The sequence below is a fragment of the Rhizobium sp. WYCCWR 11128 genome, from assembly GCF_013416305.1.
Classification (GTDB): domain Bacteria; phylum Pseudomonadota; class Alphaproteobacteria; order Rhizobiales; family Rhizobiaceae; genus Rhizobium; species Rhizobium indicum.
Map to the genome: position 1 here is coordinate 388439 of NZ_JACCEZ010000005.1, position 24874 is coordinate 413312.

Here is a 24874-nt window from a genome sequence, read left to right on the forward strand (position 1 = left end):
CTCGAGATCGACGGAGGATGGCTACAGCGTCAATCTCAGCTCGAGATAGTGTTCGGTCAATGTCGTCAAGGTGAAGGCTCTGTTGAGGCCGCTCGGATTTGGCAAGAGCCAGACGGCTGCGCCGGCAAATTCCTCGGGCTGCCGACCCCATTCAACATCGGCTCGAAGACTGATCGCCGCGTATGCAGCCTTTCCAAGAAAGGCCAGATTGGCTGGCGCAAACTTTCGTATCTTGTTTTCCAGGACGGGCGCGGCGCTGAGGTAATCCTGCCTCTTGAGTTCGCTTGCGCTTTTCGTGGGACGTGAAACCGCGGATGTCAGACCACAGCCATTTTCCAGCAGCTCGCGCTCTTCATCCGCTCGCAGCAGCCGCGGTGTAAATCCAGCCAGATGCAAGACCCGCCAAAAGCGGTTGCTCGGGTTCGAGAAATTATGCCCGTCGCGAACGGCGGACAGAGCCGGATTCAATCCGCAGAAAACCACGGAAAGGCCAGGAGCGAGGATTTCCGACAATCCGGCTTTCGGCATCGTGGAGGAGTCTGGACTATCGAAGTCCGCGGACATGGCATCTCTTGCATTATGGGACATCGCTCGAATTAAGCCTGTCAAATACACCAACCGTGCAACAGACACACGGTGCTAATCATCTTGCCGAAAATGCCGATGAATGGCCTTAGTGGCAATTTGAAAAATATCGGGCGTAATCGATTCTTTGACAGGATCTGCAATGACTACCGAAGCACGTAATTCGCATCCCATCTACTTCATCGGAGCCTTTGCCACGGGCGGGCTCCTGACTTTCATGGTGCACCTCAACGGCGAGTTGGCCCGTTATGGCAATCCCCTGTTCTCATCTTGGACCGCGCACGGCACGGGTATCATCGCAGCCGTCATTCTTCTCCTGGTGGTCCACCGCCGGCGCACGCCGTTGGTGGAAAAAGCTCCCAACGCGCCTTTATGGGCCTATCTCGGTGGGATATCCGGCGCTGCAACGGTCATTTTGACCTCGACCGCGGTCAACTCACCGCTCGGGCTCTCCGGCACCTTGGCTTTGGGTTTGGCAGGCCAGGTCGCCTTCATCGTCGCGGCCGACAGCTGGGGACTGTTCGGTCTGCCAAAGCGGCGCCCAGATAGACGAGACATCGTAGCACTCGGCTTGGTCGTCACGGGGGCTGCACTCATTATACTGTTTGGGCGAGGTGCGGCGTGACGGTGTTCATTCTCCTCGCGTGCCTGGGCGGTGTGCTCGTCGGTCTCAGTCGTCAGCTCAACGGGCGGCTGAGCATCTCGACGACGCCGCTGATCGCATCCTTCTGGAATCATGCCATAGGCTTTGCTGCCCTCACCTGCCTTGGTCTCTTTGTCGGAGGTCTGCTTCCCGCGGGCGCTGCCGAGGCGCCTTGGTATGCCTATCTTGGTGGTCCGATCGGCGTCATCTTCGTGGCGGCGGGCAGTTGGGTCATTGCTCAAATAGGTGCGGTCAATTCGGCTCTGCTGATCATCGGTGGCCAGATGGTGACAGGGGTAGCGTTTGATTATATCAGCGCCGTTCCAGCGTCATTTTGGGCAAACGCGACCGGAATTGTTCTCATCGTCGGCGGAATGATGGTCAGCCGCGGACGACGCAAAGCCGACGGCTCGTAATAACCAAGCGTTGCGCTGCAGGTGCCATTGCTGACAGGGCAATTTCATCGACCGATCGCCAGCCAAGGGACGGATGGACGGCGGGGAACGCCCCCCGCCCCGCAGCATCTTTTTAGGCGCGGCGTTCTCAGGGCAGGGTTACCGGCTGTGAACCGATGCAGCCATCACATCGTCGGGTATCGGGCACACATAGGATTTGCCGCTGGTCTTTTCCCGCCACTCGGCCGTCGCGGCTGCCAGGAGGTCGGATGACGACATCAATGCGAGCCCCGTTGTCGCAAGCGTCTTGGCCGCATGCGCCATGGCTTTGTGCGCGGCCGGGCTTTTTCCTTGCGCGACGACTTGCCATGTATGGGGATTGGTGCCGATCGCCCAGGCTGGCGCCCAGCATTGCGCGGTCGGCGTCACCCAGCTGACATCTCCGACATCGGTCGATCCGGCCCGGAAATGCGATTGTCCCTCGAAATCGCGCAGACCGGTATGCAGGGGCGTCGATCCATCGACCTTGGCGTTGGAGAACACATCGCCCTTGATCTGATAGAGGCGGATGCTGCTCCTGATCGCTTCCTCAGTGAAGGTATCCTGGATTTTCCTGGCAAAGGCGATGTCGGTCTCGTCGAAGGCTATCGGCCCGAGCGCGACCATGTTCTCGTGCATCGCCGTTTCAAGCGTGATGTTGGGAAGAAGGTTCGTCGAGGCGGTGTCGAACACGATCTCGACCGCGGTTTCGGTCATCATCGCAGCACCTCGTGCGACTTTCTCGACGCGCCCGGCAAGCGCAAGCGCCTGCGGCATATCAGGCGCCCTGATCAGATAGAGAACTTCGGCGCTCGCCTGCACGACATTGGCGGCCCTGCCGCCGGTGTCGGTGATCGCATAGTGAACGCGACAATCCTGCGGCATGTGTTCGCGCAGGAAATTGACGCCGACATTCATCAGTTCGACCGCATCGAGCGCCGAACGGCCGAGATGGGCGCTGTTGGCCGCATGTGCCGCGACACCCCTGAAACGATAGTAATATTCGAGAACGGCAAGATTGTTCGTCGAACGAACACCGTTGAACGGAGCCGGATGCCAGGTCAGGGCGGCATCGACGTCATCGAATGCGCCGGCGCGAACCATGAAGGTCTTGCCGGAACCGCCCTCCTCTCCGGGGCAGCCGTAATAGCGCACCGTCCCGGGCAGGTTGTTCTCCTTGAGGTGGCGGGCAAGCGCAACCGCCGCCATTAGCGATCCGACACCAAGCAGATTGTGCCCGCAGCCGTGACCGGTTGCGCCCGCCGCCTCGGGAAGAGGCTCGGCGACGTCGGCGGTCTGGCTCATTCCGGCCAGGGCATCGAATTCGCCGAGAAAAGCAATCACCGGCTTGCCGCTGCCGGATTCGCCGATGAAGGCCGTTTCCATGTCTGCGACGCCGCGGCGCACGGCAAAACCGTTTTCCTCGAGTGTCCTTGCCAGCAATTGCGACGAGCGCCGCTCCTCGAATTTCAGCTCCGCGAAATCCCAGATACTGTCGCTGAGGGCGATATAATCCGGTTTCATCTTTTCGACCGTCGCGGCAATGGAGCTGATCGCGTCAAGATTCATGGCATTTCCTCGCTGTCTGTCCTGCCGCCACAGGGACGTGTTGCACCGGACCCGGCAGGACTGCCTGCCGGATCTCCTGTTGACTGTCGAAACGGGATGGCGGCGCCCGAACCATCCGGGCGCGGCAGTTCAGGCTCAATTGTCGAGCGAAACTTCCCAAAGACGGGCATTCGATTGCCAGACGGGCTGGCCCTTCAGCTTCTTGGTCGCGCCCCAGACATCGACCATGTCATAGAGGAAGATGCCCGGCATTTCTTTGAGCATCAGCGTGTGAAACTCGTCGAAGAGCGCCTGACGCTTCGTCTGGTCGGCCTCCGCATAGGCGGCCTTCATCAACTCGACAGCCTTCGGGTCATCCCACATCAATGACGCATTCTTGTCCTTGTTGCCGACATAGAAGCCGTACATCAGCGCCGGATCGAGCCGCGGCGCGACCGATTGCGAGATGATCTGGTAGTTGCCGGACCGGCGGCGATCGACCTGCGTCGCATAGTCGAGCACCTCGATCTGCACATTGAGACCTGCCTGCTGCATCATGGCCTGCGCCATCACCGCGGCCGGGAAGCTTGGCACGTTGCTGCGCTTGTTGGCGATGATGGTAATCGGCTCGCCCTTATAGCCGGCCGTCGCAAGCTCTTTCTTTGCGGCCTCGATGTCGTAGGGCAGACGCTCCTTCTGGACATCGTCGAAATAGAGCGAGTCTTGCGAAACCATCGAACCGTTGGCTGCGCCGGTGCCATTGGAGGCGGCCTCGACGAGTTGGTCGAGATCGAGTGCCATCGCCATGGCGCGGCGCACGCCGGGATTGCTCAGAACCTTGTCGCGCGTCTGGATGTAAAAGAGGTTTTTGCCGTTGTTGCGAGCCACGATCAGCTGCATCGTGTCGCTCGTCTTGAATTCGGGAATGAGATCCGGCGAAATCTCCGCGGCATCGAGCACGCCGGACTGAAGGCCGGCCTTTACGGTCGAAGCATCGGGAATGACCATGAACTTGATGCCGTCGACGAGAGGGCGTTTGGAGCCGACCATGCCGTCGGGCTTGCCGTCGTTCTGGGGCGAGACATAATCGTCGAACTTGGCGAGATGGATATACTCGCCCTTCTTCCATTCATCCCATTTGAAGGGACCGGTGCCGATCGGCTTGACGAAGCTTCCGTCCGCGCCGACCGATTCCGGGGAGATCATCCCGGTGTAACCGCATTCGGGGCGAGACATCAGGCCAAGGAAAACTGCCGATGGCTTTTCCAGCGTGATGGTGACGGTCGAAGTATCGACTGCCTTGACCCCCGTAACATGCACGGTGCCGCTGCCGTCGAAGTCAGGAAGGCAGGTCCATTTCGTTTCGGGCTTGAGATAGCGGTTCCAGTTCCACACGACGTCATCGGCGGTCAATTTCTTGCCGTTGTGGAATTTGACGTCATCACGCAGTTTGAAGCTGTAGCTCAGCCCATCCGCCGAGACTTCGAAGCTCTTTGCCAGCAGTGGCTTAACCTCGCCGTTGTTGGCATAGCCGACGAGCCCCTCGATGATATGCAGGATGACTCCATCGGTATTGCCGTCGCGATTGACGCCCGGATTGTTGCTGCGCAGATCGGAACTTTGAGCCACGACGATGTCGCGGGCGTCGACCACGCCGGTCATCGCCATCAACATGGTGCCTGCAAGAAGAAGCTTGTGCATTGTTCTACCCTCTTTTTATGATCTTTAGGATTGGAATTCATCCCAGCAGGCGCGTGAAAGCCTGCCGATGGTTTCAAGCGCGACCGTGTAGCCGGGGGTGCCGTCCTGCATTTCCTGCGGCACGTCGTCGGTATAGACGGCGATGATGTAGAAGGGGGAACCGTCGCGATAGACGATACCGGCATTCATGCGGCCGCGCTTTCCCGTGCCGCCCTTGTGGGCGACGAGCACCCCGAATGGCAGCCGGGAAGGAATGGCATAACGCAGGATCTGGTTCTTCAGGGTTTGAAGCGCATAGGCGCTGAGCGCCTGTGAGCAGCCGAGCCGGTCCGCGGCTTCCCGCGAATCCTGGGCATCCAGTATGGTCTGCAGCAGATAGACCTGATCCCGCGCCGTCGTCGTGGTGACGGCCTTCAATGAATGATCGGGCGACAGCGCCAAGGGAGGGATGAGGAAGCGATGGTTGGTGCCCGTCATGCCGATCGACTTGCAATAGCTGTCGACCTCTTCGAGCGTCAGCCTTTCGAACACCATCTTGGTGCAGACATTGTCGCTCAGCACCATCATGCCGGTGATGGCATCACGCAGCGATATGACGATACCGGGCGTCAGATAGCGGAACATCCCGCTCGCCACTTCCTCGGCGAAACGCTTTTCGTAGGTGATCCGTTCGTCCAGGTCCAGGCGGCCTTCATGGGCGGCCTTCAAGGCAGCCATCATGATCGAGGTCTTTCGGGTGCTGGCGGAAGGGGTTTCCTCGTCCGCGCCCCTGCCGATCGTTTCGCCGCTGCCAAGCGCACGCACCATGAAGCGGGTCACGAAAGGCTGGGCATCGCAGATCGCGTTCAATCGCTCCGCAAGCTTTCCGGATTCAATCATCGTCATGTCAGTTCTCCAGGCGCCATTTGAGGATCACGCCGCCCTGAGCATTGTGGTCCAGAGCGGGGATGGCCGAGAGAAGCCTTTGCGTATAGGCCTCCTTCGGGCTGTCGAAAACCGTATCGCGGTCGCCCTCCTCGATGATCCGGCCGTCCTGCATGACGACGACGCGATCAGCCACCTGTTCGACCACGCCGAGATCATGGCTGATGAACAGGCAGGAAAAGCCGTAGCGTTTTTGCAGATCGGACAGGAGTTCGAGCACCTGCGCCCGGACCGTCACGTCGAGGGCCGATACCGGTTCGTCGGCGATCAGGAATTTCGGCCGGCGCGCAATGGCGCGGGCGATCGCCACGCGCTGCCGCTGACCGCCCGAAAGCTCATGCGGGTAGCGCCCGGCATAGTCGGACCCAAGGCCGACTTCCTCCAGCGTCTCCAGGGCGCGCTTGCGCTTTGCCGCAGCGTCGAGATCGGGAACGAGCCGCAGCGCTTCTTCCACGAGCGCGAGGATGGTCATGCGCGGATCGAGCGAGGAATAAGGATCTTGAAACACCATCTGGCAATTCAGCCGATAATCCATCCAGTCGTCGTCGCGGCTGCGTCCCTTGAACCGGATATCGCCTTCGCTCTCGCGGACCAGTCCGGCAATGGTGCGGCCGAGCGTGGTCTTGCCGGAACCCGAACCGCCGACCAGCGCCACGACTTCGCCCTCGTGGATATCGATGCTGACGCCATGCAGCGCCCGTTTCGGCTTTGCCGTCTTCATCAGCGACCGCCGGCCTGGATAGTCGACGACGATATCCCGCGCTGAGACCATCGGCGCCCTGGTCTTGTCGATCATCCGCGTCTCTCCGCGGAACGGCAGGGAGGAAAGCAGCTTCTTCGTATAGGCACGCTGCGGTGCGTCGAGCAGATCGGCGGTGCGCCCTTCTTCGACGATCGCGCCCTTTTCCATGACGACGATACGGTTCGTGTAGCGGGCAACCATCGGCAGATCGTGGCTGATCAGCAGCACGGCGGTGCCTTCCGCCTGTGTCAGTTCCACCATCAATTCCATGACATCGCGCTGGATCACGGCATCGAGCGCGGTCGTCGGTTCGTCGGCGATCAAGAGCGCCGGTTTCAGCAGCATGACCGATGCCAGCATGATGCGCTGGCGCATGCCACCCGAGAATTCATGCGGATAGGAAGAGAGCGCCCCGGCAGGGTCGCGGATCCCGACCCGGTTCAGCATGTCGAGGATCCGGCTGCGCCGTTCTTCCTGCGAAAGTTTCGTATGCAGCTGCAAGCCTTCTTCGAGTTGGCGGCCGACGGTCATCGAGGGATTGAGCGAGGTCATCGGCTCCTGGAAGACGACACCGATTTCCGCACCACGCAATTGGCGCAATTGCGCACCGTTCATGGAAAGCACGTCACGTCCCTTGTAGGCAACGGAGCCACCGATCACCTTGATGGGCGCCGGCAGCAGCGAGATCAGGGCGCGTGTTGCCAGCGTCTTGCCCGATCCGCTTTCTCCGACGATGCCGAAGATCTCGCCCGGCGCGATGTCGAAGCTGACGTCCTTGACGACCTCCACACCGGTCCCAGTGACCTGAAGCGACAGGTTGCGGACATTCAAAAGCGTTCTATTGGTCATTTCAGCCCCCTCATCCATGGATCAAGCTTGTCCCGAAGAGCGTCGCCCAGAAGATTTATGCCGAGGAGCGTCAGGGCAATCGCCATGCCCGGGAAGAGACCCAGCCAGACAGCCTGCTCGATGAATGGCCGGCCGGCAGCCAGCATGTTGCCCCAGGTCGGCGCCGGTGGCGGAACGCCGAGACCGAGAAAGCTGAGTGCGCTTTCCGAAAGGATCGCCCAGCCGAACATCGAGGTCGCCAGCACGGTGATCGGGGCGATGCAATTGGGGAGGATATGGCGGAACATGGTGTAGAGCTCGCCATTGCCCATCACCTTGGAGGCCTCGATGAACTCCCGCTCGCGCAGCGATAGGACGGCACCCCGGACAACGCGGGCCATGGAGGGAGAATAGGCAATGCCCAGCGCGAAGATGATGCCATATTGGTTGGCGCCGAAGACGGCGAGCAATCCCAGCGCCAGAAGAATGCCCGGAAAAGCGAGAAGCGCATTGTTGACAGCCATGATGACGGCATCGACCCAACCGCGGGCATAACCGCTGACGAGACCGATCAGCGTGCCGCAGACCGTCGCGAATGTGACCGTCAAGGTGCCGATCCAGACGCTCGCCCGGGCGCCGACGATCAGGCGGCTGAGCACGTCGCGGCCGAATTCGTCGGTTCCGAGCCAGTGGGCGCCGCTTGGTGCCGCCAACCGTGCCGTGAAGCCGAGCTTCATCGGATCATAAGGGGTCCAGAAAAGGCCGATCGCAGCGGAGATGAGCAATGCGGCAATGAGAATGCTGCCGATGAAGCCGTTGAACGTGACGTTTTTCATTCGGCGACTACCCGCGGATCGAACAAGGGATAGAGCAGGTCGACGACCAAATTGACCAGCACATAGGAAAGCGAGACGAACAGCAGGCAACCCTGGATCACGGGGTAATCGCGGGCAAAAATACTGTCGACCATCAGTCGCCCGAGCCCCGGAATGGTGAAGACCGTCTCGATGACGGCAATGCCGCCGAGCAGATTGCCGAGGATCAGACCGATGACTGTCCAGGTCGGGCCGAAAGCATTCTTGAAGGCGTGCCGCCAGAGGACGGCGCTCTCGGAAAGCCCCTTGGCCCGGGCGTGGGTGATATAGTCGAGACGCAGCACTTCCAGCGTCGAGGCGCGCGCCATGCGGATCAACACACCCATCTCGTGAATGACCAGGGTCATGATCGGCAGCACGAGGTAAAGCAGGCCGCCGGTGACGTTGCTGCCGATCGAGACATAGCCGAGGACCGGTAGCCAGCTGAGTTTCAAGCCGAAGAAAAGCAGAAGCAGGAGGCCGAGCCAGAATGTCGGGATCGACAGCAGGATCGTGGCCGTGCCGACCAGTGCCAGGTCCGTCAGACTGTTCTGCCGCCAGGCGGCGATGACACCGGCCGGCACGGCGATGAGGCTCGCCAGAAGCACGGCGACGACGACGATTTGGGCACTGACCAGAAAGCGTGATGCGACTAGCGGCAGAACCGGCTCGTCATTGACAATCGAGCGGCCGAAATCACCCTGGACGACATTGGCGGTCCAGATCAGGAACTGTTCCGGCTGCGATTTGTCGAGGCCGAGTTCCGAGCGCATTGCCGCGATCTGAGCCGGCTCAGCCATATCACCCAGCATCAGTGCCGCCGGATCGCCGGGTATGAAGCGGATCAGCGTGAAGACGGTCACCGAAACGAGGACGATCGTCGGCAATGCCATCAACAGGCGGTTTAGAACGAATTTCAGCATTTTTGTTCCCCGCGATGGGCGACGGACAGTGCCCGGTGCCATCGGTTTCGTTGCCGCAGACTATGATCGAATGAGGAAATATCCGCAATATTATGCGATTCTGTCATAAGTCTATGCGGAATACGACCGCAACCAAAACGGCTGCGTTGGCGTAAGGGGTAACGCTAAAGATTTGATTTTAAATATCTTTTTGCGAAAGTTGGATCTGCCGCTTCAAGGCATCGCTCAGAGCGTGGGCGGCAATCGAGAGTGGCGTCCCGACCGCCCTCGCCAATCCGAATTCCTGGGTCGCGCGTGGCACGAAAGGACGGTGAACCACCGGCAGGTGGCGATAGAGATTCGCATAAAAGCTGCTGATGATCGTGACCCCAAGGTCATGCGCGACGTAGGAACAGGCGGAACTATTGGTATGCGTCTCGATCTTGACGATCTGCTTGACGCCGGCCCGCCGGAAGGTCTGGTCGAGCGCCATGCGGTTCGGCCGTTGGCGGCCAATCAGAATGAGGGGCACGTCGCGCAGATTCCTGACTGTGATTTCCTCCAGTTTCGCAAGAGGATGGTCCTTCGGAACGACGCAGACACTTTCGCCGGTGGCGACGCGCTCGACCTCAATGCCCGGTCCGCTCTCGCCCTCCATGCGCAGAAAGCCGAAATCGATCACTCTCTGCTCGACGAGCTTGTTGATCGCGGTCGTCGTCTCGAAGAAGGTTTCGATCCGCACACCGGGGAAATCGCTCATGTAATCGGCCAGCATTGCCGGCGCGAAGTGCTCCCACATGCTGCTCGGCAGGCCGATGCGGACGATCTCCGGGCCGGCGGCGCCGCTTCTTAAGTCCTCCGCATGACCCGACATCCGATCGACCGCGAGCAAGATGTTCTCGGCATCGCGGGCAAGAAGTAGGGCCTCGGGGGTGGGGATGAGACGGCCTTTGTCGCGCACGAAAAGCGACATCGAAAGGTCCGCCTCGAGCTGCTGGAGAAGGCGGCTGACGCCGGACTGGCTGAGCCCCATCGTCTTTGCCGTGGCAATCGTCGACCCTGTCGCCAGAAGCGTGCGCAGGACTTCCAGTTGCTTGATATTCATGCGTTTGCGATCTCCCGGGACGGTTCAAGCACCGTCATCATGCCCAGTCCGAAATGCTTTGAAGGAAGAGGTTGGCGGCCTTGGCCATCGGAAATTTCTCTCCGCTGATCAGCGCGTAGGCAACCGGCAGTTCCGGTTCGAGCGGAATGAACTGCAGCGGCAGCGTCGCATATTCGCGGGCGATGATCTCGCCGACCAGCGCAATGCCGAGCCCCTGAGCGGCCAGCGCGCAGGCACTCGCCACCGAATGCGCTTCGAGCAAGGGGCGTTGGCGGATGCCGGCCTTGTAGAACAACGCCTCAAGCTCATGACGAACCGGTCGCTCCCTGTTCAGCATGATCAGATCCTGCCCCTTCAGGTCGGCGACCGACAATTGGCGGCTGCCGGCCTTGGGATGATCCTTGTGCAGGGCGCAAATGACCCGCGACGACAGGATCTTCTCCTGTTTCAATCCCGGGCTCATCAGCGGCAGACGCGCGAAGCCGAGATCGGCCTCGCCGTCGGCCACCATCCGTTCAATTGCCAGATAGCTGCCGGATGCGACTTCGACGCGCATTGGACCATTCGCCGCGAGAAAGTTCTTCAGCAGCTTCGGAATGCGCGTCGAGGAAAGACTGGAGGGAAAGGCGAGCCGCAGCATGATCTCGCGCGACCGACCGCTCTCGAGCTCCATCGCCGCGGTTTTCAAGGCGCGTAGCCGGTCGGAAATGGCACGGATTTCCGGGCCGAGCTGCAGCCCCTCGCGGGTCGGTTGCAGCCGGTTCTTTTCCCGGTCGAAAAGCCTGACGCCGAGATAGTCTTCCAGTTGCTGCAACAAACGGCTGGCGTTCGATTGCGAGATCCCAAGCTCGACGGAAGCGGCAATCGTCGAGCCCGTCGCGGCGATGGCGTCATAGGCCTCGATATGCTTCAGGCTGATCGCCGCACTCGTGTCTCGCGCCATTCTATCTCCAACATCGATAGCCCTACCCGCAAACCGCATAAGATTGCGGACCTGCGGAAAGTTGAACATTTTCCGCTGAGAACCAAACTCACGGAAAGACTTTCGTCAATGGCCACCATTCTCCGGAAGATCGCGGAACAGCTCCTGTCGCGAACGACGTTCTCAGACCTCGCCATGGACCGGGCAAGAGATGCTGCGGTGGACACCATCGGCTGTATGATTGCAGGCAGCGGCGATGAAAGCGTTGCCGCGCTCACCCGCGCCTTCGACGGAGAAATCGCCGGAGGCGGCGAAGCGCGGCTCGTCACCGGCGGCTCCGCCTCGCCCTCTTTCGCCGCACTCATCAACGCAACGGCGGCTCATGCGCTCGATTTCGATGACAATTTCCATCCGGCAAGGGCGCATGCTTCCGCGGTACTGGTGCCTGCGCTGCTGGCGGTTCTGACGCGCGGCAAGGCAACAAGCGGAAGACGGTTTCTCGAGGCCTACCTGGCCGGGCTGGAGGCGCAAGCGGCGGTCGGCTTCGGCGTCAATCCCTCTCACTACAACAGAGGCTGGCACGCAACGGCGACGGTCGGCAGCATCGGGGCCGCGGCTGGCGTGGCACGGCTTCTCGGCGCCGACGAAAACGGCTTAGTCGCGGCGATGAGCCTCGCGGCGAGCTTCGCCTGCGGCCCGAAAGGGCAATTCGGCACGATTGCCAAACCGCTTCACGCCGGGATTGCCGCGCGCAATGCCGTGGATGCGGCGCGCATGGCGCTTACAGGCATGAGCGGGCGGCCGGATATCCTCGAACGGCCGCAAGGCTTCCTCGATCTTTTCGGCGGCGATGATGCCAAGGGCTGGGAGGGCCTGACATTCGAGGCGGAGCATATCATCGAAAGCCGGGGCGTGGTGACCAAGCGCCATCCCTGCTGCGCCTCGACCCATCGCGTGATCGATGCGCTTCTGGATCTGAAGCAGGAACATGGGCTTTGGGCGCACGACATTGCCAGGATCGAGACGAAAGTCGGAATATCCGCTGCCCGTAACCTCGCCTATCCCGAGCCCACCGACGAGATGCAGGCCCGCTTCTCAATGCAATATTGCCTGGCGACAGCTTTCCTCAAAGGCTCCCTTAGCCTTTCGGATTTTACACGGCAGGAGATTGGGCGGCCGGAAATCCGGGAATTCATGCCGCGCATCGAAATGCAGTCCTATTCGGCTGAGGAGGAAAAAGGCGTGGAGCGCCTCCCACATGTCGTCACGGTCACGATGCGCGACGGGCGCATTTTGAACAAGTCCCGTTTGCATGCGAAGGGATCGCTCGAAGCGCCGATGAGCGTTCATGAACGTGAAGTCAAATTCATCGACTGCTTGCGCTGGGGAAATCGGAATGTGTCCGGCGCCGCTTTCCTGCAGCTTCGCGGGCTTGCCGATTCTGAAAACCTGTCCGGTGACGGGCCCTTCTGGAGCCTGATCACAGGCCATCAGTCGCCTTGACAGGCCGCGGGAACGGATAGGTGGCGGGGAATGGCTCCCCGCCGCAGCTCGTTCAAGACCGGCCTTCTCAGGCGAGGTATTTCGTAAACCAGTCGACCGTCCGCTGCCAGGCGAGCTTGGCTGCCGCTTCGTCGTAGCGGGGCGTGGAATCATTGTGAAAGCCGTGGTTGACGTCAGGGTAGACGTAGGCCTCGAATGTTTTTCCTGATGACTTCAGCGCAGCTTCATAGGCCGGCCAGCCCTCGTTGATCCCCTTGTCCAGTCCGGCATAATGGAGAAGCAGTGGCGCCTTGATCTTCGGCACGTCTTCGGCGCGCGGTTGCCGGCCGTAGAAGGGCACGGCTGCAGCAAGCTCCGGATAGGCGACCGCCGCGGCGTTGGAGACGCCGCCGCCATAGCAGAAGCCGGTGATGCCGACCTTGCCGGTGGTGAGATCGCTTTGCATCAAAAATTCGACCGCCGCGAAGAAGTCGTTCATCAGCTTTTCCGGGTCGACCTTCTGCTGCAGTTCCCGTCCCTTTTCGTCGTTGCCAGGATAGCCTCCGACTGACGTGAGGCCATCCGGCGCAAGTGCGATGAAACCCGCCTTTGCCACGCGCCGCGCCACATCTTCGATATAGGGGTTCAGGCCCCTATTCTCGTGAACGACCACCACGCCCGCGACTTTGCCGGTCGCGTTTTTGGGGCGGACGAGATAGCCGCGGACATCGCCATTTCCCTTTGGCGAGGGATAGGTGATGTATTCGGCTGATATATCGGGATCAGTGAACTCGACCTGGGTCGCCAGCGCATAGTCAGGGCTCAGCGATGAAAGAATGGCGGCTGCCGTAAGCCCGCCGACGGCGAATTTGCCGGCCCGGTCGAGAAACTCGCGCTTGGTAATTTTCCCGTGCGCGTAATAATCGTAGAGTTCGAGAAGTTCCTGAGGGAAATCCTTGGCTGTCATACGGGTCATGATGGCTCCTCCGTGCCTTCGGGTCTCGCATCATCCTACACACGTAAACTCACGAGTCTTTTCAACATTTCGCGAGTCCCGCGTGTGCTTGCCATGGCAATCGCTGCCTGCCGCGACGGGCGCTGAAATCGCCGCCCCTGCTTCAAGCGGCGCGCCCTCTTCCCTTTGGCAATCCGCGTCCGGCCGGTTGCAGCCAGCAATCGACCACCGGCTATCGATCTATGAAAATTAATTTCATGCTCGCGCTTCGATGCCCGTTTTCTATTGACGCCTCCCGATTTTTGTCCCAACTTAAAGAAAATAAATTACTAAATGGGAACTTGATCGGCATGAAAGTGGGAATCATCGGGCTAGGATTCCGGCTCGGCTATCTCGGCTATGTTTTCAAGGCAATCGATGGCAGCTTCGACATTGTCGGCTATGTGGATCCGGAACCCGCCGGACTTCCGGGATTGACGGAAAAGGGAATTTCAGTCGGCAAGGCCTATGGTTCGCCGGAAGAGCTTCTTGCCTCCGAAAAACTCGATCTGCTGATGATCGGCTCCCCCAATCACCTGCATCTCGACCATATCAGGCTCGGGCTTCAAGCCGGTCTCAAGGTCTTTTGCGAAAAACCGATCGTCACGACGATCGCCGAAAGCATCGAACTTGCCCATCTGATGGCAAAATTCGGCCATGAGCGACTGATGGTCGGTCTCGTGTTGCGCTATTCTCCTCTTTATAAGGATCTCCGCGCCATCCAGGCCGAGGGCAAGCTTGGTCAGATCGTGTCGATCGAGGCCTCCGAACATATCGAGCCTTATCACGGCGCCTTCTTCATGCGCGACTGGCGCCGCTATGAGCGCTATTCCGGCAGCTTCATGCTGGAGAAATGCTGCCACGACCTCGATCTCTATAATGGCGTCGCCGGCGCACGGCCGGAGCGCGTCGCCAGTTTCGGCGGCCGCAAGAGCTTCATTCCGGCCAACGACCCGGCGCGCGAGGGCATCAACGACCTCGAGCTTTTCCACCGCAAGCCGAGCGGATGGATGGGATCGGACAAGGTCTTCGACAGCGATGCCGATATCATCGACTATCAGGTCGCGATCGTCGAATATGCCAATGGCGTCGGCATGAACTTCCACACCAACCTCAACGTGCCCGATCAATTCCGCCGTTTTGCCATCATGGGTTCGCGCGGCATGGCCGAAGGCGATTTCGTCCGCGGTTATCTCGACGTTCACGAACAGCTGACCGGCAACAAGATTGTCGAAAACAAATATGCCGCTACCGAGCTCTCCCAGCATTACGGCGCCGATGAACAGATGGCGAGCGACCTGCTTGAAAGCGTGCGCACCGGGCTCGAACTTCCTGTTTCCACCCTGAATGCGCTCGAAGCCGGCATCCTCGCCTTGGCGATGGATGAAGCGAGGATGAAGAAAGCGGTCGTCGATCTCAGACCCGTCTGGGACCGCTTCGACGAAGCCCTTCACGCGAGAGCGGCTTGAGGAGGGCGGCAAGATGAGTGTTCAAAGAAGCACCTTCATCTTCGCTTGCATCCTTCTTCTTCCGGCTGTGCTCTATGTTCTAGCGATCGTCGCCTATCCGCTGGTCGATACCTTCATCCTCTCCTTCACCGACGCGTCCCTCAGGAAGACCACCAATTGGGTCGGCTGGGCCAATTACGAGAAGATCTTCAACGAGCGGTTTGCGGAAGTGATCATCCGCACCTTCATCTGGACGTTCTTCTCGGTCGCCCTGAAAATGGTGATCGGCACCTTCGGCGCATGCATGCTGAATGCCGCGGTCCCCGGCCGCTCCTTGTTCCGGCTTTTGACCATGCCGCCATGGATCGTGCCGATGGCGATCGGCATCTTCATGTGGGGCTGGATGTATAATGGCCAGTTCGGGATGATATCGGGCATGCTGCAGCGCTTCGGACTCGTCGACGGCCCTGTCGCCTTCCTCGCCTATGGAAACACCGCCTTCTGGGCAACGATCATCACCGACGTGTGGATCGGCGTGCCGCTGGTGACGATCTACTTCCTGGCGGCGATCCAATCCATTCCGAAGGATCTCTACGAGGCCGCCTGGACCGACGGCGCCGGCCGCTGGTACCGCTTCCGCCGCATCACGCTGCCGCTCATGGTGCCGGCGATCATTACCATGTCGATGCTCTCGCTGATCGCCACTTTCAACTCGTTCGACATCATCTGGATCCTGACGCAGGGCGGACCGAGCGGCGAGACGACGACGATGATCATCGATACCTATCAGACGGCGATCGGCTCGAAGAAATACGGTGAAGGTGCAGCGCGCGCCGTTTTGATCTGCATCTTCCTGTCGCTCTTCTGCTTCGCCTATTTCCGCGTCACCCGCCGCCTCAATCCGGAGAAACGCGCATGAGCAATGCAGCCATGATCGACCGTTACCGCTGGTGGGAAATCATCCTGATCTATTGCGGCATTGCGCTGTTTCTTTTCTTCGTGCTGTCGCCCTTCGTCGAAGGTTTCCTGGTTTCGCTGAAGCCGCTCAGCCAGCTTTTCTCCTCGCCCTATCGTTTCTGGCCGGAGAACGGCTCCTTCGAAGCCTATCGGACGATGTGGATCAGTGTGCCGGGCTTCGGGCGCTATATCTTCAACTCGTTCTTCATCTCGATCATCGTCACGCTGATCGTGCTCTGCCTCGTCATTCCGGCGGCCTATGCCTTTGCGAAGTTCGAATTCAGGGGCATGGGCATCCTGCTCGGCGCCTTCCTGACGGTGAACATGTTCTCCGGCGCCGTGCTGTTGATCCCGCTCTTCCGGCTGATGCGCAGCATCGGCGTGCTCAACACCTATCTCGCCATGATCGTGCCGGGCGTCGCCTTCCTGATCCCCTCGGCGATCTGGCTGCTGCGCACCTACATGATCCGTATTCCGCAGGAACTCAACGAAGCGGCCTACATGGATGGCGCCAGCCATTTCTACACGCTGCGCCGGGTCATCCTTCCCATTGCGATGCCGGGGATCATCGTCGTCGCCATCACCACCTTCATCGGCGCTTACGCCCAGCAATTCATCTTCGCGCTGACGTTCAACTCGAAGACCGAATACATGCCCTTGCCGGTGGGGCTCTTTGCTTACTTTGGCAAGCAGGAGGTCATCTGGAACGAACTGATGGCGGCTTCCTTCGTCGGTATCGCGCCGGCGATGGTCGTCATCTTCTTCCTTCAGCGCTACCTTGTCGGCGGGCTGACCGCCGGTGCGGTGAAACAATAAGACCAAAAAACGAGTGAACAGCTAACACAAGAATGGGAGTCACGACGTGAGCATTACCATCAAGACAGGCCTTATGGCGCTCGCCCTGCTCGGTTCGACGGCACTGACCGCCGTCACTGCCCAGGCGGCCGACAAGGAAATCAGCTGGATCTATTGCGGCGACACGATCGACCCGGTCCACACCAAATACATCAAGCAATGGGAAGAAAAGAACACAGGCTGGAAGGTCGCTCCCGAGGTCGTCGGATGGGCACAGTGCCAGGACAAGGCAACGACGCTCGCTGCCGCCGGCACGCCGGTGGCGATGGCCTATGTCGGCTCGCGCACGCTGAAGGAATTCGCGCAGAACGACCTTATCGTTCCTGTGCCGATGACGGACGACGAGAAGAAGACCTACTATCCGAACATCGTCAACACCGTGACCTTCGAGGGCACGCAGTGGGGCGTTCCGATCGCCTTCTCCACCAAGGCGCTCTATTGGAACAAGGATCTCTTCAAGCAGGCTGGCCTCGATCCCGAGACGCCGCCGAAGACCTGGGCTGAAGAAATCGAGATGGCAAAGACCATCAAGGAAAAGACCGGCATTCCGGGCTTCGGTCTCTCCGCCAAGACCTTCGACAATACGATGCACCAGTTCATGCATTGGGTTTACACCAACAACGGCACGGTGATCGATGCCGACGGCAAAGTCACGCTCGACAGCCCGCAGATTCTCGCCGCGCTGAAGGCCTACAAGGACATCGTCCCCTACTCCGAAGAAGGCCCGACCGCCTACGAGCAGAACGAAGTCCGCGCCATCTTCCTCGACGGCAAAGTGGCTATGATCCAGGCAGGCTCGGGTGCAGCCGACCGCCTGAAGGCAACGAAGATCAACTGGGGCATCACGACGCTGCCGCTCGGCCCCGACGCCAAAGGCCCCGGCACGCTACTGATCACCGACAGCCTGGCGATCTTCAAGGGTTCGGGGGTCGAGGACAAGGCGACGGAATTCGCCAAGTTCATCACCTCGCCGGATGTGCAATCCGAATACGAACTGCAGGGCGGCGCCGGCCTCACCCCGCTGCGGCCGTCGGCAAAGGTCGATGAATTCGTCGCCAAGGATCCCCACTGGAAGCCCTTGATCGACGGCATCAGCTACGGTGGTCCCGAGCCGCTCTTCACCGACTACAAGGGCTTCCAGAACTCGATGATCGAGATGGTACAGTCCGTGGTGACGGGCAAGGCCGAGCCGGAGGCAGCACTCAAGAAGGCTGCCGGCGAAGTCGAGGCGTTCAAGTAAGCCTCTTTGGGGTCGCGGGATCGCGGACGGCAACAGCCCGCGATCCCCCTCCTGCAGCGCCGCATGTCTTTTCGCAGTGCGGCGCTGTAACACCTTGAATTGCTGCATAATTCCTTAAGTCGAATCCGATGTAAGGAATTATGCAGTCACGATGATCGAATGTGCGACGAAGGCCGCCAGCGGAGACAGATTTTTGGGACAGCTCCTTCTCAACAAAGTTCAGAAGTTCTATGGCGACTACGAAGTTCTGAAGGGCGTGCAGCTCGATGTGAAGAACGGCGAGTTCGTCGTCTTCGTCGGGCCCTCAGGCTGCGGCAAATCCACCCTGCTGCGCATGATTGCCGGTCTCGACGCGACGACGGCAGGCGACATCGTCATCGATGGTGTCAGGGTCAATGATCTGCCGCCGGTCAAGCGCGGCATCGCCATGGTGTTCCAGTCCTACGCGCTCTATCCGCACATGACGGTCTTCGAGAACATTGCCTTCCCACTTCGGGTCGAAAGGATGGAAGAGGAGAAGCTCAAGGCCAAGGTGGAAAACGCGGCGCGCATCCTTCACCTCGAACAGCGGCTGCAGCAGAAACCCGGCATGCTGTCCGGCGGCCAGCGCCAGCGCGTCGCGATCGGTCGCGCCATCGTGCGCGAACCGAAGATATTCCTGTTCGACGAGCCGCTTTCCAACCTCGACGCAGCACTTCGCGCCGACATGCGCATCGAGCTTGCCAAGCTGCACAGGCAGTTGAAGGCAACGATGATCTATGTGACGCACGACCAGGTCGAGGCGATGACCATGGCCGACCGCATCGTCGTGCTGGATTCCGGCGATATCTCCCAGACGGGCGCGCCGCTGGAGCTTTATCACAAGCCCGCAAATCAGTTTGTCGCCGGCTTCATCGGCAATCCGAAAATGAATTTTCTTCCCGTGACCTGCAAGGGCGTCAGCGCCAATGGCGTCGAGGTGGATTATCAGGGCCAGACAGCCGTGCTGCCGGTGACGCCGCGTGACGGCATGGCCGGCAAGGCTTTGACGCTTGGCATCCGGCCGGAGCATATCCAGCTCGGCGGCGGCGATATCGTCTTTAAGGTGACGCCGACGGTCATCGAGCGCCTCGGAGCAAATACGGTCGCTTACGCCTCGCTGAATGGAGAGTCCGAGAATTTCTGCGCCATGCTGCCGGGCAGCGTCGGCATCCGTGCGGACGCGCCTGTCGCAACCGGCATCAATGCCGCAGATTGCCATCTCTTCGACGAGGCGGGCATTGCTTTCGAGCGGCGCGTCGAGCTGACCGAAATCGATATGAATGTGATCAATCCGACGGCGGCTTGAACCGGCGGCCAGGGCGGCGTTTTTCCTACCGGGGGTCGGCTCCGGATACGGGCCAAACGACGCCCTAAGCAATTTTGGCTGCTCGCCGGTAGGGTTCGGGTGATTTTCACCCCACGAACGTCGTTGGACAATCTCCTGCAGATGGCAGAGTCGGGCCCATTTGCGTCATAACAACCTTCGGCCCAAAGCGGACATTTTTCCGTTGTCGACCTTCGGCGGCTTTGCGCTGTCATTTCGGCCGTTGAAGCATACCTTGCACCTGCCGGAAAGCAGACATCGTCTAGTTTCAAGGTAACGGCATCTTTGCGCCGCCGATAGCGGAAGTAAGCGTCGTCGCCTTCATGTCTCGGCGAAGCTGCTTAAATGTTTCGCAAAGCATCCTGTCTTCATTCTGGGCTACGGGCTCATCGCCACCATGATGCAAGGCGGTCCAGCGGAAAAGTCATGCGAGACTCGGGCTGGTTGACGCGTTTTGTGGAGCGTCTGAATAAGCTTGGCACTGCGATCCAGACCGCCGTTCTCGCACAGCGCATATCCCGTTGATCAAGTCCTCGAACGCGTCGGGATTGTCCCCACCCGCTGTCACATCTCCGGCAGGCCGGCCTTTCGGAAGCCGTCAACAAAGTGGTCTCGTACAGATGCATCGCGCAGCGGCTGGGAGCTGAGCCAATGGCCGATCGTGAAATGAGGGTGGGCGATCAGGAACAATTCTGCTTCTCGCCGCGCCTCCTCATGGTGGCCCAACTGCGCAAGCGTAGCAGCCAGGAATTTGCGTGAGTTGGTACGATACGTGTCTTTCCTGCGGAGCGTAGCGGCTGCCGCCTCATAGTCACGCGCGGCGTATTGCGCCTGCCCAAGATGACAAAGATACCAGCAGGCTGGGTAGGGATTGAGCCGCAGAGCTTTTTCGATCTGCGCCAGTCCGTCGGCAACCCTGCCGTCCAGCACGGACATGTCCGACATGGCGGCCCAGGTGTCGGCGTGGTTGGGGTCCAGCTCCAGGGCCTTGGCGAAGGCGGCCTCCGATTCCTCCCATCGCCGCTCATAAGCCAAAATGGTCCCCAGAACATAACGGCAGCCGGCATCGTTGGGATCCAGGTCGACCGCCTTCTGCGCGAACGTCGCCGCCATCCGACGGTTAGGATCTTCGGGCTCGCCGAAATGAGTCCAGGCAAGCCAACGGTTATAGGCGAGCAGACCGAGCGCCTCGGCATATGATGGCTCGAGCTCAACCGCGCGTTGGAGCAGCATATAGGCCTCACGCTCAGTTTGCGGCGACTCTTCCGTCAGGAGGCGGGCGCGCACACACAGATCGTACGCCTCAAAGTTCTTCGGCCGATTGCGCGGCGTCGGGATGGTCAGCCGGCCAACGAGGGCTTCAACAATCTTGGCGTTAACTTCATCCTGTAGTTCGAAAACATCTTCCACCGTCCTGTCAAACCGGTCGGCCCACAAGTGCTGGCCGGCAAGCGTGTCGACCAATTGGGCATTGATGCGGACACGGCCCATTGCGCGTCTGGCGCTCCCCTCGAGGACATAGCGGACGCCGAGTTCCTGGGCGACCAGCCGGACGTCGACCGGCTTGCCCTTGTAGACGTACACGGAATTGCGCGCGATGACGAACAGACCAGCCGTACGGGAAAGGTCGGTGATCAGGTCTTCGGTCAAGCCGTCGACGAAAGGCGCGTCCGCTTCATCCCCACTCATATTCGTGAACGGCAATACAGCGATCGAGGGACATTCGGGCAGCGGCAATATGCTCTGCAGCGCATCCGGCCAATGCCACACGTGGACCGGGCGAGTCAGGTTCTTCAGGTAGCGTTCGCCTGCATCAATGAACCGGTCGCTAATCTTGCCGACGATCTCGCCGTGAACATTGGCTGAAATGCAGATGCCTCCCGGTGCGGCCTGCGTCTGGAGGCGCGCCGCGACATTGACGTCGTCGCCGAGGACGTCTGAACCGTCGTCAATGACATCTCCCAGATTGACGCCTACACGCAAAAGCAGGCGCCGGTCTCCGGAAGCCTCAACAGCGGTGGTGGCCCGTTGCATTTCCAACGCTGCTGCGACCGCGTCCACCGCGCTACCGAATTCGATTAGGAAGCCGTCGCCCATGACCTTGAAGATGCGACCGTGGTAGCGCATCACAGCCGGCTCGATAACGCCGGAACGGAGTTCCCTGAGGTTCGCCAGCGTTGCGGCTTCATTAGCTTCCATCAGGCGTGAATATCCCACCACATCGGCAACGACGATGGCGGCAAGGCGACGCTGAATAGATTGATCCGTCATGTGAGGACAAGCCTAACGACCGAGTTCGCAAGTTATTGTTCAACCGCGGGTGAGTCAACAAGTGGTAAAGAGGTAATGTCCCGGCGATCTCCATCTCCATCGAGCCGTCATCCTTCTTTGTGACCGACGGCGTCGAGGTGAACGACACGGAAATGAGTATCCACGGAAAGCGGACGGTTCTTGAACGTCTGGTGATGGGCGGCGAGCGAGGGCCTCGGCGGAAGTGCCCAGTTCTGTCCCGGGGGAGACCCGAGCTGCAACTGCGCTAAGTCTGCATTTCTGGCTAACTTTCCAGATGCGGCCAGTCTCCTTCCGGCCCCAAATCGGTCACTCACTCAATCTCGCCAAATGTCAGCCCTTGGCGCAACCAGGTCATCCCTTGCGCGCACGTCTCGCAACATCAGCTACTGTATTTTGCTGATACGGAGATCGCGAGCGATCCACCGATAACCGCAGCCTTCGGCAATCGGCATCATTTTGCTCCAGCCGGAACCGCCCCCTACCAGACGAGACCGCGGGCGGCGACCTGCTCGACGCGGGTGACGATGCCGCCCCGATGGAAGACCATCGTATCGAACAGATTGGACACCACGCAGGTGTGGTTCGGGATGATGAAGAGCTTCTCGCCGATCTGTGGCCGGGGGCCGGTGCAATTCGACAGGTCGATCACGCCGTGTTCTTCCGAGAGGCTGCTGATCCGCGCCTCGGGATAACCGACGATCAGCCCGTAGTCGCTAAAACCCTGAAGATCCGATGTCAGCGCCTTCGACCCGGCATCGATGACGGCGCGGTCGGCGTTTGGCCGCGACACGACGGTCGCCAGCACATGCATGGCGCAATCGTCCTCGGTGCAATGGCCCATGCGCACCATCTGGCGATCGTTGTAAATATAGGTGCCGGCGCGGTGTTCCGTGGCTGAGGTGACCAGATGCGCCTCGAAGAGGCTCGGCGTTCCGCCGTTGCTGACGATCGGGCAGGTTATGCCTTCCGTTTTCAGCTGCTTGAGCGCCTCTGTGATGAAGGCTTCCACGGCGGCGGCCGATTGTGGCTTCGGATAGGTCACGATGCCGCCGAAGGTGAGGCCGTCGGCAGCGGCGATGCGCTTGGCGAGCGAGGCCGCCTCACCCGGCGTCTGCACGCCGCAGCGGCTGCCGCCGGTATCGCATTCGACCAGAACCGTGAGCGGCTTGTGGCCGGAGAAATGTGCTGCCAGCCCGTCGACCGTCACTTCGCTGTCGGCGACGACCTTGAGGGCCGAAATTCTCTCGTTCAACTTGGCCAGCCGCTCGAGCTTCTGCGGTCCGAGGATGTTGAAGGTGATGAGGATGTCCTCGAAGCCGGCTTCGGCAAAAACTTCGGCTTCCGTCACCTTCTGGCAATTGATGCCCTTGGCGCCCGCGGCAACCTGCGCGACGGCGAGAGCCGAGATCTTGTGCGTCTTGATATGCGGGCGGAAGTTCAGTCCGTGCTGATCCATATAGGATTGAACGCGGTCTATGTTTGCCGCCAGCCGGTCTTCGTCGATCACAGGACGCGGCGTCGAGAGATCGGCGATCCTGTCGCCTGCCTTGGCGATGACGGCAAACCGGTTGTCATGCATCTAGGCGGCTCCGCGTTCTGGTCCATGTGGATTGGCGATGATCGGCCATATGGTCTTCGGTGCCCGCCGGTATGGCGTCGTCGCCGGATTATTGGGATAGGGCGTTCCGGCAGAGCAGTAAAGGATCTCGGCCGCGATCTTCGAGAAGGACGCGAAGAAGTGGTTGGTGGATTTGATCACCAGGATCTTCTGCCTGGCGGGGTCGATGCCCATCGCCGAAAAAAGGCTCGGATCGAAGCTTTGAGCGCGTGTGGAATTGAGGATGATGTCGAGGCCGTCAAGCACGATATGTGCGGCATCGCCGAAAGGTGCGAGGCTCTCGCCGAACTGCATCTCGGCATTCTTCACCAGCTTGACGATCTTGACGGTGCCATCGATGGGATTGCCGGTGCCGGGCGCCGACTTGGCGCCGAAGCGCAGCGGAATTTCTGCCCCCTCGCCCGCCGCAAAACAAATCTGGACGGCCACCGGATCCCAGATGGTACCGATCGCGGCATTCGTGACGCCGCGGGCGATCAGCTCTTCGAGGATAACCGTCGCATCCCCTGCCGTGCCGCCGCCCGGATTGTCCCAGACATCGGCAATGACAACAGGCCATGCGGTGGCGGCCATCGCACGCGCGACGGCTTCCTTCTCGTCGATCTGCGGGACCATGAAGGTGCCACGCTTCGAAAACAGCTCGAGGCCGAGTTCGCGCGCCAAAGCCGCGCCCTTTTCCGGCCTATTGTCCGTCACGACAAGCAGCTTCGTTCCCATTTCGGGAACGTCGCCTACCATGAAGCCGTGGATCACCGAGATCGACAAGACGTCCGGATCGTCTTTCTCGATCTGCATGATCTTGTCGACGAAGGAACGCATGGGCTCGCGCGATGTCGGGAAGACGTCGATCATCTTGCAGTCGAACACCGACATAACAGGCTTGATCCTGCCTTCGAGCGTTTCGACCGCAATGCGCCAGAGATCCTCGGCACGGTCGACGAAATCCGTATGCGGAAACTCTTTGAAATAGACGGAGAAATTAAGCGCAGCGACGCGTTTTGCCGTGAGATGGCTGTGCGGATCGAGTTCGGCGCAGATGAGGACATCAGGCCCGACGATCTCGCGGATGCGCGACAGAAGATCGCCTTCGGTATCCTCGTATCCGGCAGCCACCATGGCGCCGTGCAGGCCCATGACAACGGCGTCGACAGGCATCGCCGCGCTGAGTTGGCCGAGGATTTCGTCACGCAATTCCTCGTAGGTCGCCCGGTTGACGAGGCCTGCGGGGTCGGCCCAGGTGGCCGTTCCTTCAATCAGTTCCCAACCCTTCTCTCGGGTGACGCGCCTTCCGACGGTGATCGGCGCGGTGCAAAGCGTTGGTGTTTCGGGATGCTGGCCGGGCGGGGCATAGAGAGAGGCTTCGAATGCGCGACGATCCACGCAGATCGGGGAAAAGGTGTTGGTCTCGGTCGCCAATGCTGCCGTGAAAATGCGCAAGAAAGTCGCCTTCGCGTT

General features: G+C 60.2%; 21 protein-coding genes. 8 read left to right on the forward strand and 13 right to left on the reverse strand.

Features of this window, described 5'->3' with window-relative positions; genetic code table 11:
* Positions 1-21: 21 nt before the first annotated feature.
* Complete coding sequence (gene mug, locus HX898_RS18685) at positions 22-564, reverse strand: G/U mismatch-specific DNA glycosylase (RefSeq protein ID WP_246697934.1); 543 nt, start codon at positions 562-564, stop codon at positions 22-24.
* Between the two features lie 163 nt (positions 565-727).
* Between mug and HX898_RS18690 the strand changes: the two genes are divergently transcribed.
* Positions 728-1210 (forward strand): DMT family transporter, encoded by a 483-nt coding sequence (locus HX898_RS18690; protein WP_180195351.1) that lies wholly within the window; start codon positions 728-730, stop codon positions 1208-1210.
* On the forward strand, positions 1207-1644 hold the full coding sequence (locus HX898_RS18695) for a DMT family transporter (RefSeq protein ID WP_180195352.1): 438 nt from the start codon (positions 1207-1209) through the stop codon (positions 1642-1644). The genes HX898_RS18690 and HX898_RS18695 overlap by 4 nt, the downstream gene beginning before the upstream one ends.
* Positions 1645-1782: 138 nt before the next feature.
* Here the strand turns inward: HX898_RS18695 and HX898_RS18700 are convergent, their stop codons facing one another.
* The 8 genes from HX898_RS18700 to HX898_RS18735 all read right to left on the reverse strand — a co-directional run bounded on the left by HX898_RS18700 (position 1783) and on the right by HX898_RS18735 (position 11278).
* Positions 1783-3231 (reverse strand): M20 family metallopeptidase, encoded by a 1449-nt coding sequence (locus HX898_RS18700; protein ID WP_180195353.1) that lies wholly within the window; start codon positions 3229-3231, stop codon positions 1783-1785.
* A 135-nt stretch (positions 3232-3366) separates the two neighbouring features.
* Positions 3367-4911 carry an ABC transporter substrate-binding protein gene (locus HX898_RS18705; protein ID WP_180195354.1) on the reverse strand — a complete coding sequence of 515 codons (1545 nt, stop codon included), beginning with the start codon at positions 4909-4911 and terminating at the stop codon, positions 3367-3369.
* A gap of 24 nt (positions 4912-4935) precedes the next feature.
* Positions 4936-5796 (reverse strand): serine hydrolase, encoded by an 861-nt coding sequence (locus tag HX898_RS18710; RefSeq protein ID WP_138331418.1) that lies wholly within the window; start codon positions 5794-5796, stop codon positions 4936-4938.
* A 1-nt stretch (position 5797) separates the two neighbouring features.
* Positions 5798-7426 carry an ABC transporter ATP-binding protein gene (locus tag HX898_RS18715; protein WP_180195355.1) on the reverse strand — a complete coding sequence of 543 codons (1629 nt, stop codon included), beginning with the start codon at positions 7424-7426 and terminating at the stop codon, positions 5798-5800.
* Positions 7423-8241, reverse strand: a complete 819-nt coding sequence (locus HX898_RS18720) for an ABC transporter permease (RefSeq protein ID WP_180195356.1) — start codon at positions 8239-8241, stop codon at positions 7423-7425. Before HX898_RS18720 ends, HX898_RS18715 begins: the two co-directional genes overlap by 4 nt.
* Positions 8238-9182 carry an ABC transporter permease gene (locus HX898_RS18725; protein WP_180195357.1) on the reverse strand — a complete coding sequence of 315 codons (945 nt, stop codon included), beginning with the start codon at positions 9180-9182 and terminating at the stop codon, positions 8238-8240. Before HX898_RS18725 ends, HX898_RS18720 begins: the two co-directional genes overlap by 4 nt.
* Positions 9183-9360: 178 nt before the next feature.
* Positions 9361-10266: a LysR family transcriptional regulator gene (locus tag HX898_RS18730; protein ID WP_180195358.1), complete on the reverse strand. Its 906-nt coding sequence runs from the start codon at positions 10264-10266 to the stop codon at positions 9361-9363.
* A gap of 37 nt (positions 10267-10303) precedes the next feature.
* Positions 10304-11278 (reverse strand): LysR family transcriptional regulator, encoded by a 975-nt coding sequence (locus tag HX898_RS18735; RefSeq protein ID WP_180195359.1) that lies wholly within the window; start codon positions 11276-11278, stop codon positions 10304-10306.
* A 39-nt stretch (positions 11279-11317) separates the two neighbouring features.
* Between HX898_RS18735 and HX898_RS18740 the strand changes: the two genes are divergently transcribed.
* Positions 11318-12691, forward strand: coding sequence for an MmgE/PrpD family protein (locus HX898_RS18740; protein ID WP_180195360.1), 1374 nt, complete (start codon positions 11318-11320; stop codon positions 12689-12691).
* Between the two features lie 67 nt (positions 12692-12758).
* Here the strand turns inward: HX898_RS18740 and yghX are convergent, their stop codons facing one another.
* Complete coding sequence (yghX, locus tag HX898_RS18745; RefSeq protein WP_138331425.1) at positions 12759-13646, reverse strand: YghX family hydrolase; 888 nt, start codon at positions 13644-13646, stop codon at positions 12759-12761.
* A 329-nt stretch (positions 13647-13975) separates the two neighbouring features.
* Here yghX and HX898_RS18750 point away from each other — a divergent pair, with 329 nt between their 5' ends.
* The 5 genes from HX898_RS18750 to ugpC all read left to right on the forward strand — a co-directional run bounded on the left by HX898_RS18750 (position 13976) and on the right by ugpC (position 19491).
* Positions 13976-15133 (forward strand): Gfo/Idh/MocA family oxidoreductase, encoded by a 1158-nt coding sequence (locus tag HX898_RS18750; protein ID WP_138331654.1) that lies wholly within the window; start codon positions 13976-13978, stop codon positions 15131-15133.
* Positions 15134-15146: 13 nt separating this feature from the next.
* Positions 15147-16031, forward strand: a complete 885-nt coding sequence (locus HX898_RS18755) for a sugar ABC transporter permease (RefSeq protein WP_011655221.1) — start codon at positions 15147-15149, stop codon at positions 16029-16031.
* On the forward strand, positions 16028-16885 hold the full coding sequence (locus HX898_RS18760) for a carbohydrate ABC transporter permease (protein ID WP_003553169.1): 858 nt from the start codon (positions 16028-16030) through the stop codon (positions 16883-16885). The genes HX898_RS18755 and HX898_RS18760 overlap by 4 nt, the downstream gene beginning before the upstream one ends.
* A gap of 73 nt (positions 16886-16958) precedes the next feature.
* Positions 16959-18164 (forward strand): ABC transporter substrate-binding protein, encoded by a 1206-nt coding sequence (locus HX898_RS18765; protein WP_180195392.1) that lies wholly within the window; start codon positions 16959-16961, stop codon positions 18162-18164.
* A 193-nt stretch (positions 18165-18357) separates the two neighbouring features.
* Positions 18358-19491, forward strand: coding sequence for a sn-glycerol-3-phosphate ABC transporter ATP-binding protein UgpC (ugpC, locus tag HX898_RS18770; RefSeq protein WP_173863087.1), 1134 nt, complete (start codon positions 18358-18360; stop codon positions 19489-19491).
* A 582-nt stretch (positions 19492-20073) separates the two neighbouring features.
* Here the strand turns inward: ugpC and HX898_RS18775 are convergent.
* The 3 genes from HX898_RS18775 to HX898_RS18785 form a co-directional block, all read right to left on the reverse strand.
* Positions 20074-21780, reverse strand: a complete 1707-nt coding sequence (locus HX898_RS18775; protein WP_138331427.1) for an adenylate/guanylate cyclase domain-containing protein — start codon at positions 21778-21780, stop codon at positions 20074-20076.
* A 499-nt stretch (positions 21781-22279) separates the two neighbouring features.
* Positions 22280-23380 (reverse strand): D-TA family PLP-dependent enzyme, encoded by a 1101-nt coding sequence (locus tag HX898_RS18780; RefSeq protein WP_180195361.1) that lies wholly within the window; start codon positions 23378-23380, stop codon positions 22280-22282.
* Positions 23381-24856, reverse strand: coding sequence for a M81 family metallopeptidase (locus HX898_RS18785; protein ID WP_180195362.1), 1476 nt, complete (start codon positions 24854-24856; stop codon positions 23381-23383).
* Positions 24857-24874: the final 18 nt, after the last annotated feature.

Coding starts and splice junctions, on each gene's coding strand:
- mug (WP_246697934.1), bottom strand. CDS start 564: ATGTCCGCGGACTTCGATAGTCCAGACTCCTCCACGATGCCGAAAGCC.
- HX898_RS18690 (WP_180195351.1), top strand. CDS start 728: ATGACTACCGAAGCACGTAATTCGCATCCCATCTACTTCATCGGAGCC.
- HX898_RS18700 (WP_180195353.1), bottom strand. CDS start 3,231: ATGAATCTTGACGCGATCAGCTCCATTGCCGCGACGGTCGAAAAGATG.
- HX898_RS18705 (WP_180195354.1), bottom strand. CDS start 4,911: ATGCACAAGCTTCTTCTTGCAGGCACCATGTTGATGGCGATGACCGGC.
- HX898_RS18710 (WP_138331418.1), bottom strand. CDS start 5,796: ATGACGATGATTGAATCCGGAAAGCTTGCGGAGCGATTGAACGCGATC.
- HX898_RS18715 (WP_180195355.1), bottom strand. CDS start 7,426: ATGACCAATAGAACGCTTTTGAATGTCCGCAACCTGTCGCTTCAGGTC.
- HX898_RS18720 (WP_180195356.1), bottom strand. CDS start 8,241: ATGAAAAACGTCACGTTCAACGGCTTCATCGGCAGCATTCTCATTGCC.
- HX898_RS18725 (WP_180195357.1), bottom strand. CDS start 9,182: ATGCTGAAATTCGTTCTAAACCGCCTGTTGATGGCATTGCCGACGATC.
- HX898_RS18730 (WP_180195358.1), bottom strand. CDS start 10,266: ATGAATATCAAGCAACTGGAAGTCCTGCGCACGCTTCTGGCGACAGGG.
- HX898_RS18735 (WP_180195359.1), bottom strand. CDS start 11,278: ATGTTCAACTTTCCGCAGGTCCGCAATCTTATGCGGTTTGCGGGTAGG.
- HX898_RS18740 (WP_180195360.1), top strand. CDS start 11,318: ATGGCCACCATTCTCCGGAAGATCGCGGAACAGCTCCTGTCGCGAACG.
- yghX (WP_138331425.1), bottom strand. CDS start 13,646: ATGACCCGTATGACAGCCAAGGATTTCCCTCAGGAACTTCTCGAACTC.
- HX898_RS18750 (WP_138331654.1), top strand. CDS start 13,976: ATGAAAGTGGGAATCATCGGGCTAGGATTCCGGCTCGGCTATCTCGGC.
- HX898_RS18755 (WP_011655221.1), top strand. CDS start 15,147: ATGAGTGTTCAAAGAAGCACCTTCATCTTCGCTTGCATCCTTCTTCTT.
- HX898_RS18760 (WP_003553169.1), top strand. CDS start 16,028: ATGAGCAATGCAGCCATGATCGACCGTTACCGCTGGTGGGAAATCATC.
- HX898_RS18765 (WP_180195392.1), top strand. CDS start 16,959: ATGGCGCTCGCCCTGCTCGGTTCGACGGCACTGACCGCCGTCACTGCC.
- HX898_RS18775 (WP_138331427.1), bottom strand. CDS start 21,780: ATGACGGATCAATCTATTCAGCGTCGCCTTGCCGCCATCGTCGTTGCC.
- HX898_RS18780 (WP_180195361.1), bottom strand. CDS start 23,380: ATGCATGACAACCGGTTTGCCGTCATCGCCAAGGCAGGCGACAGGATC.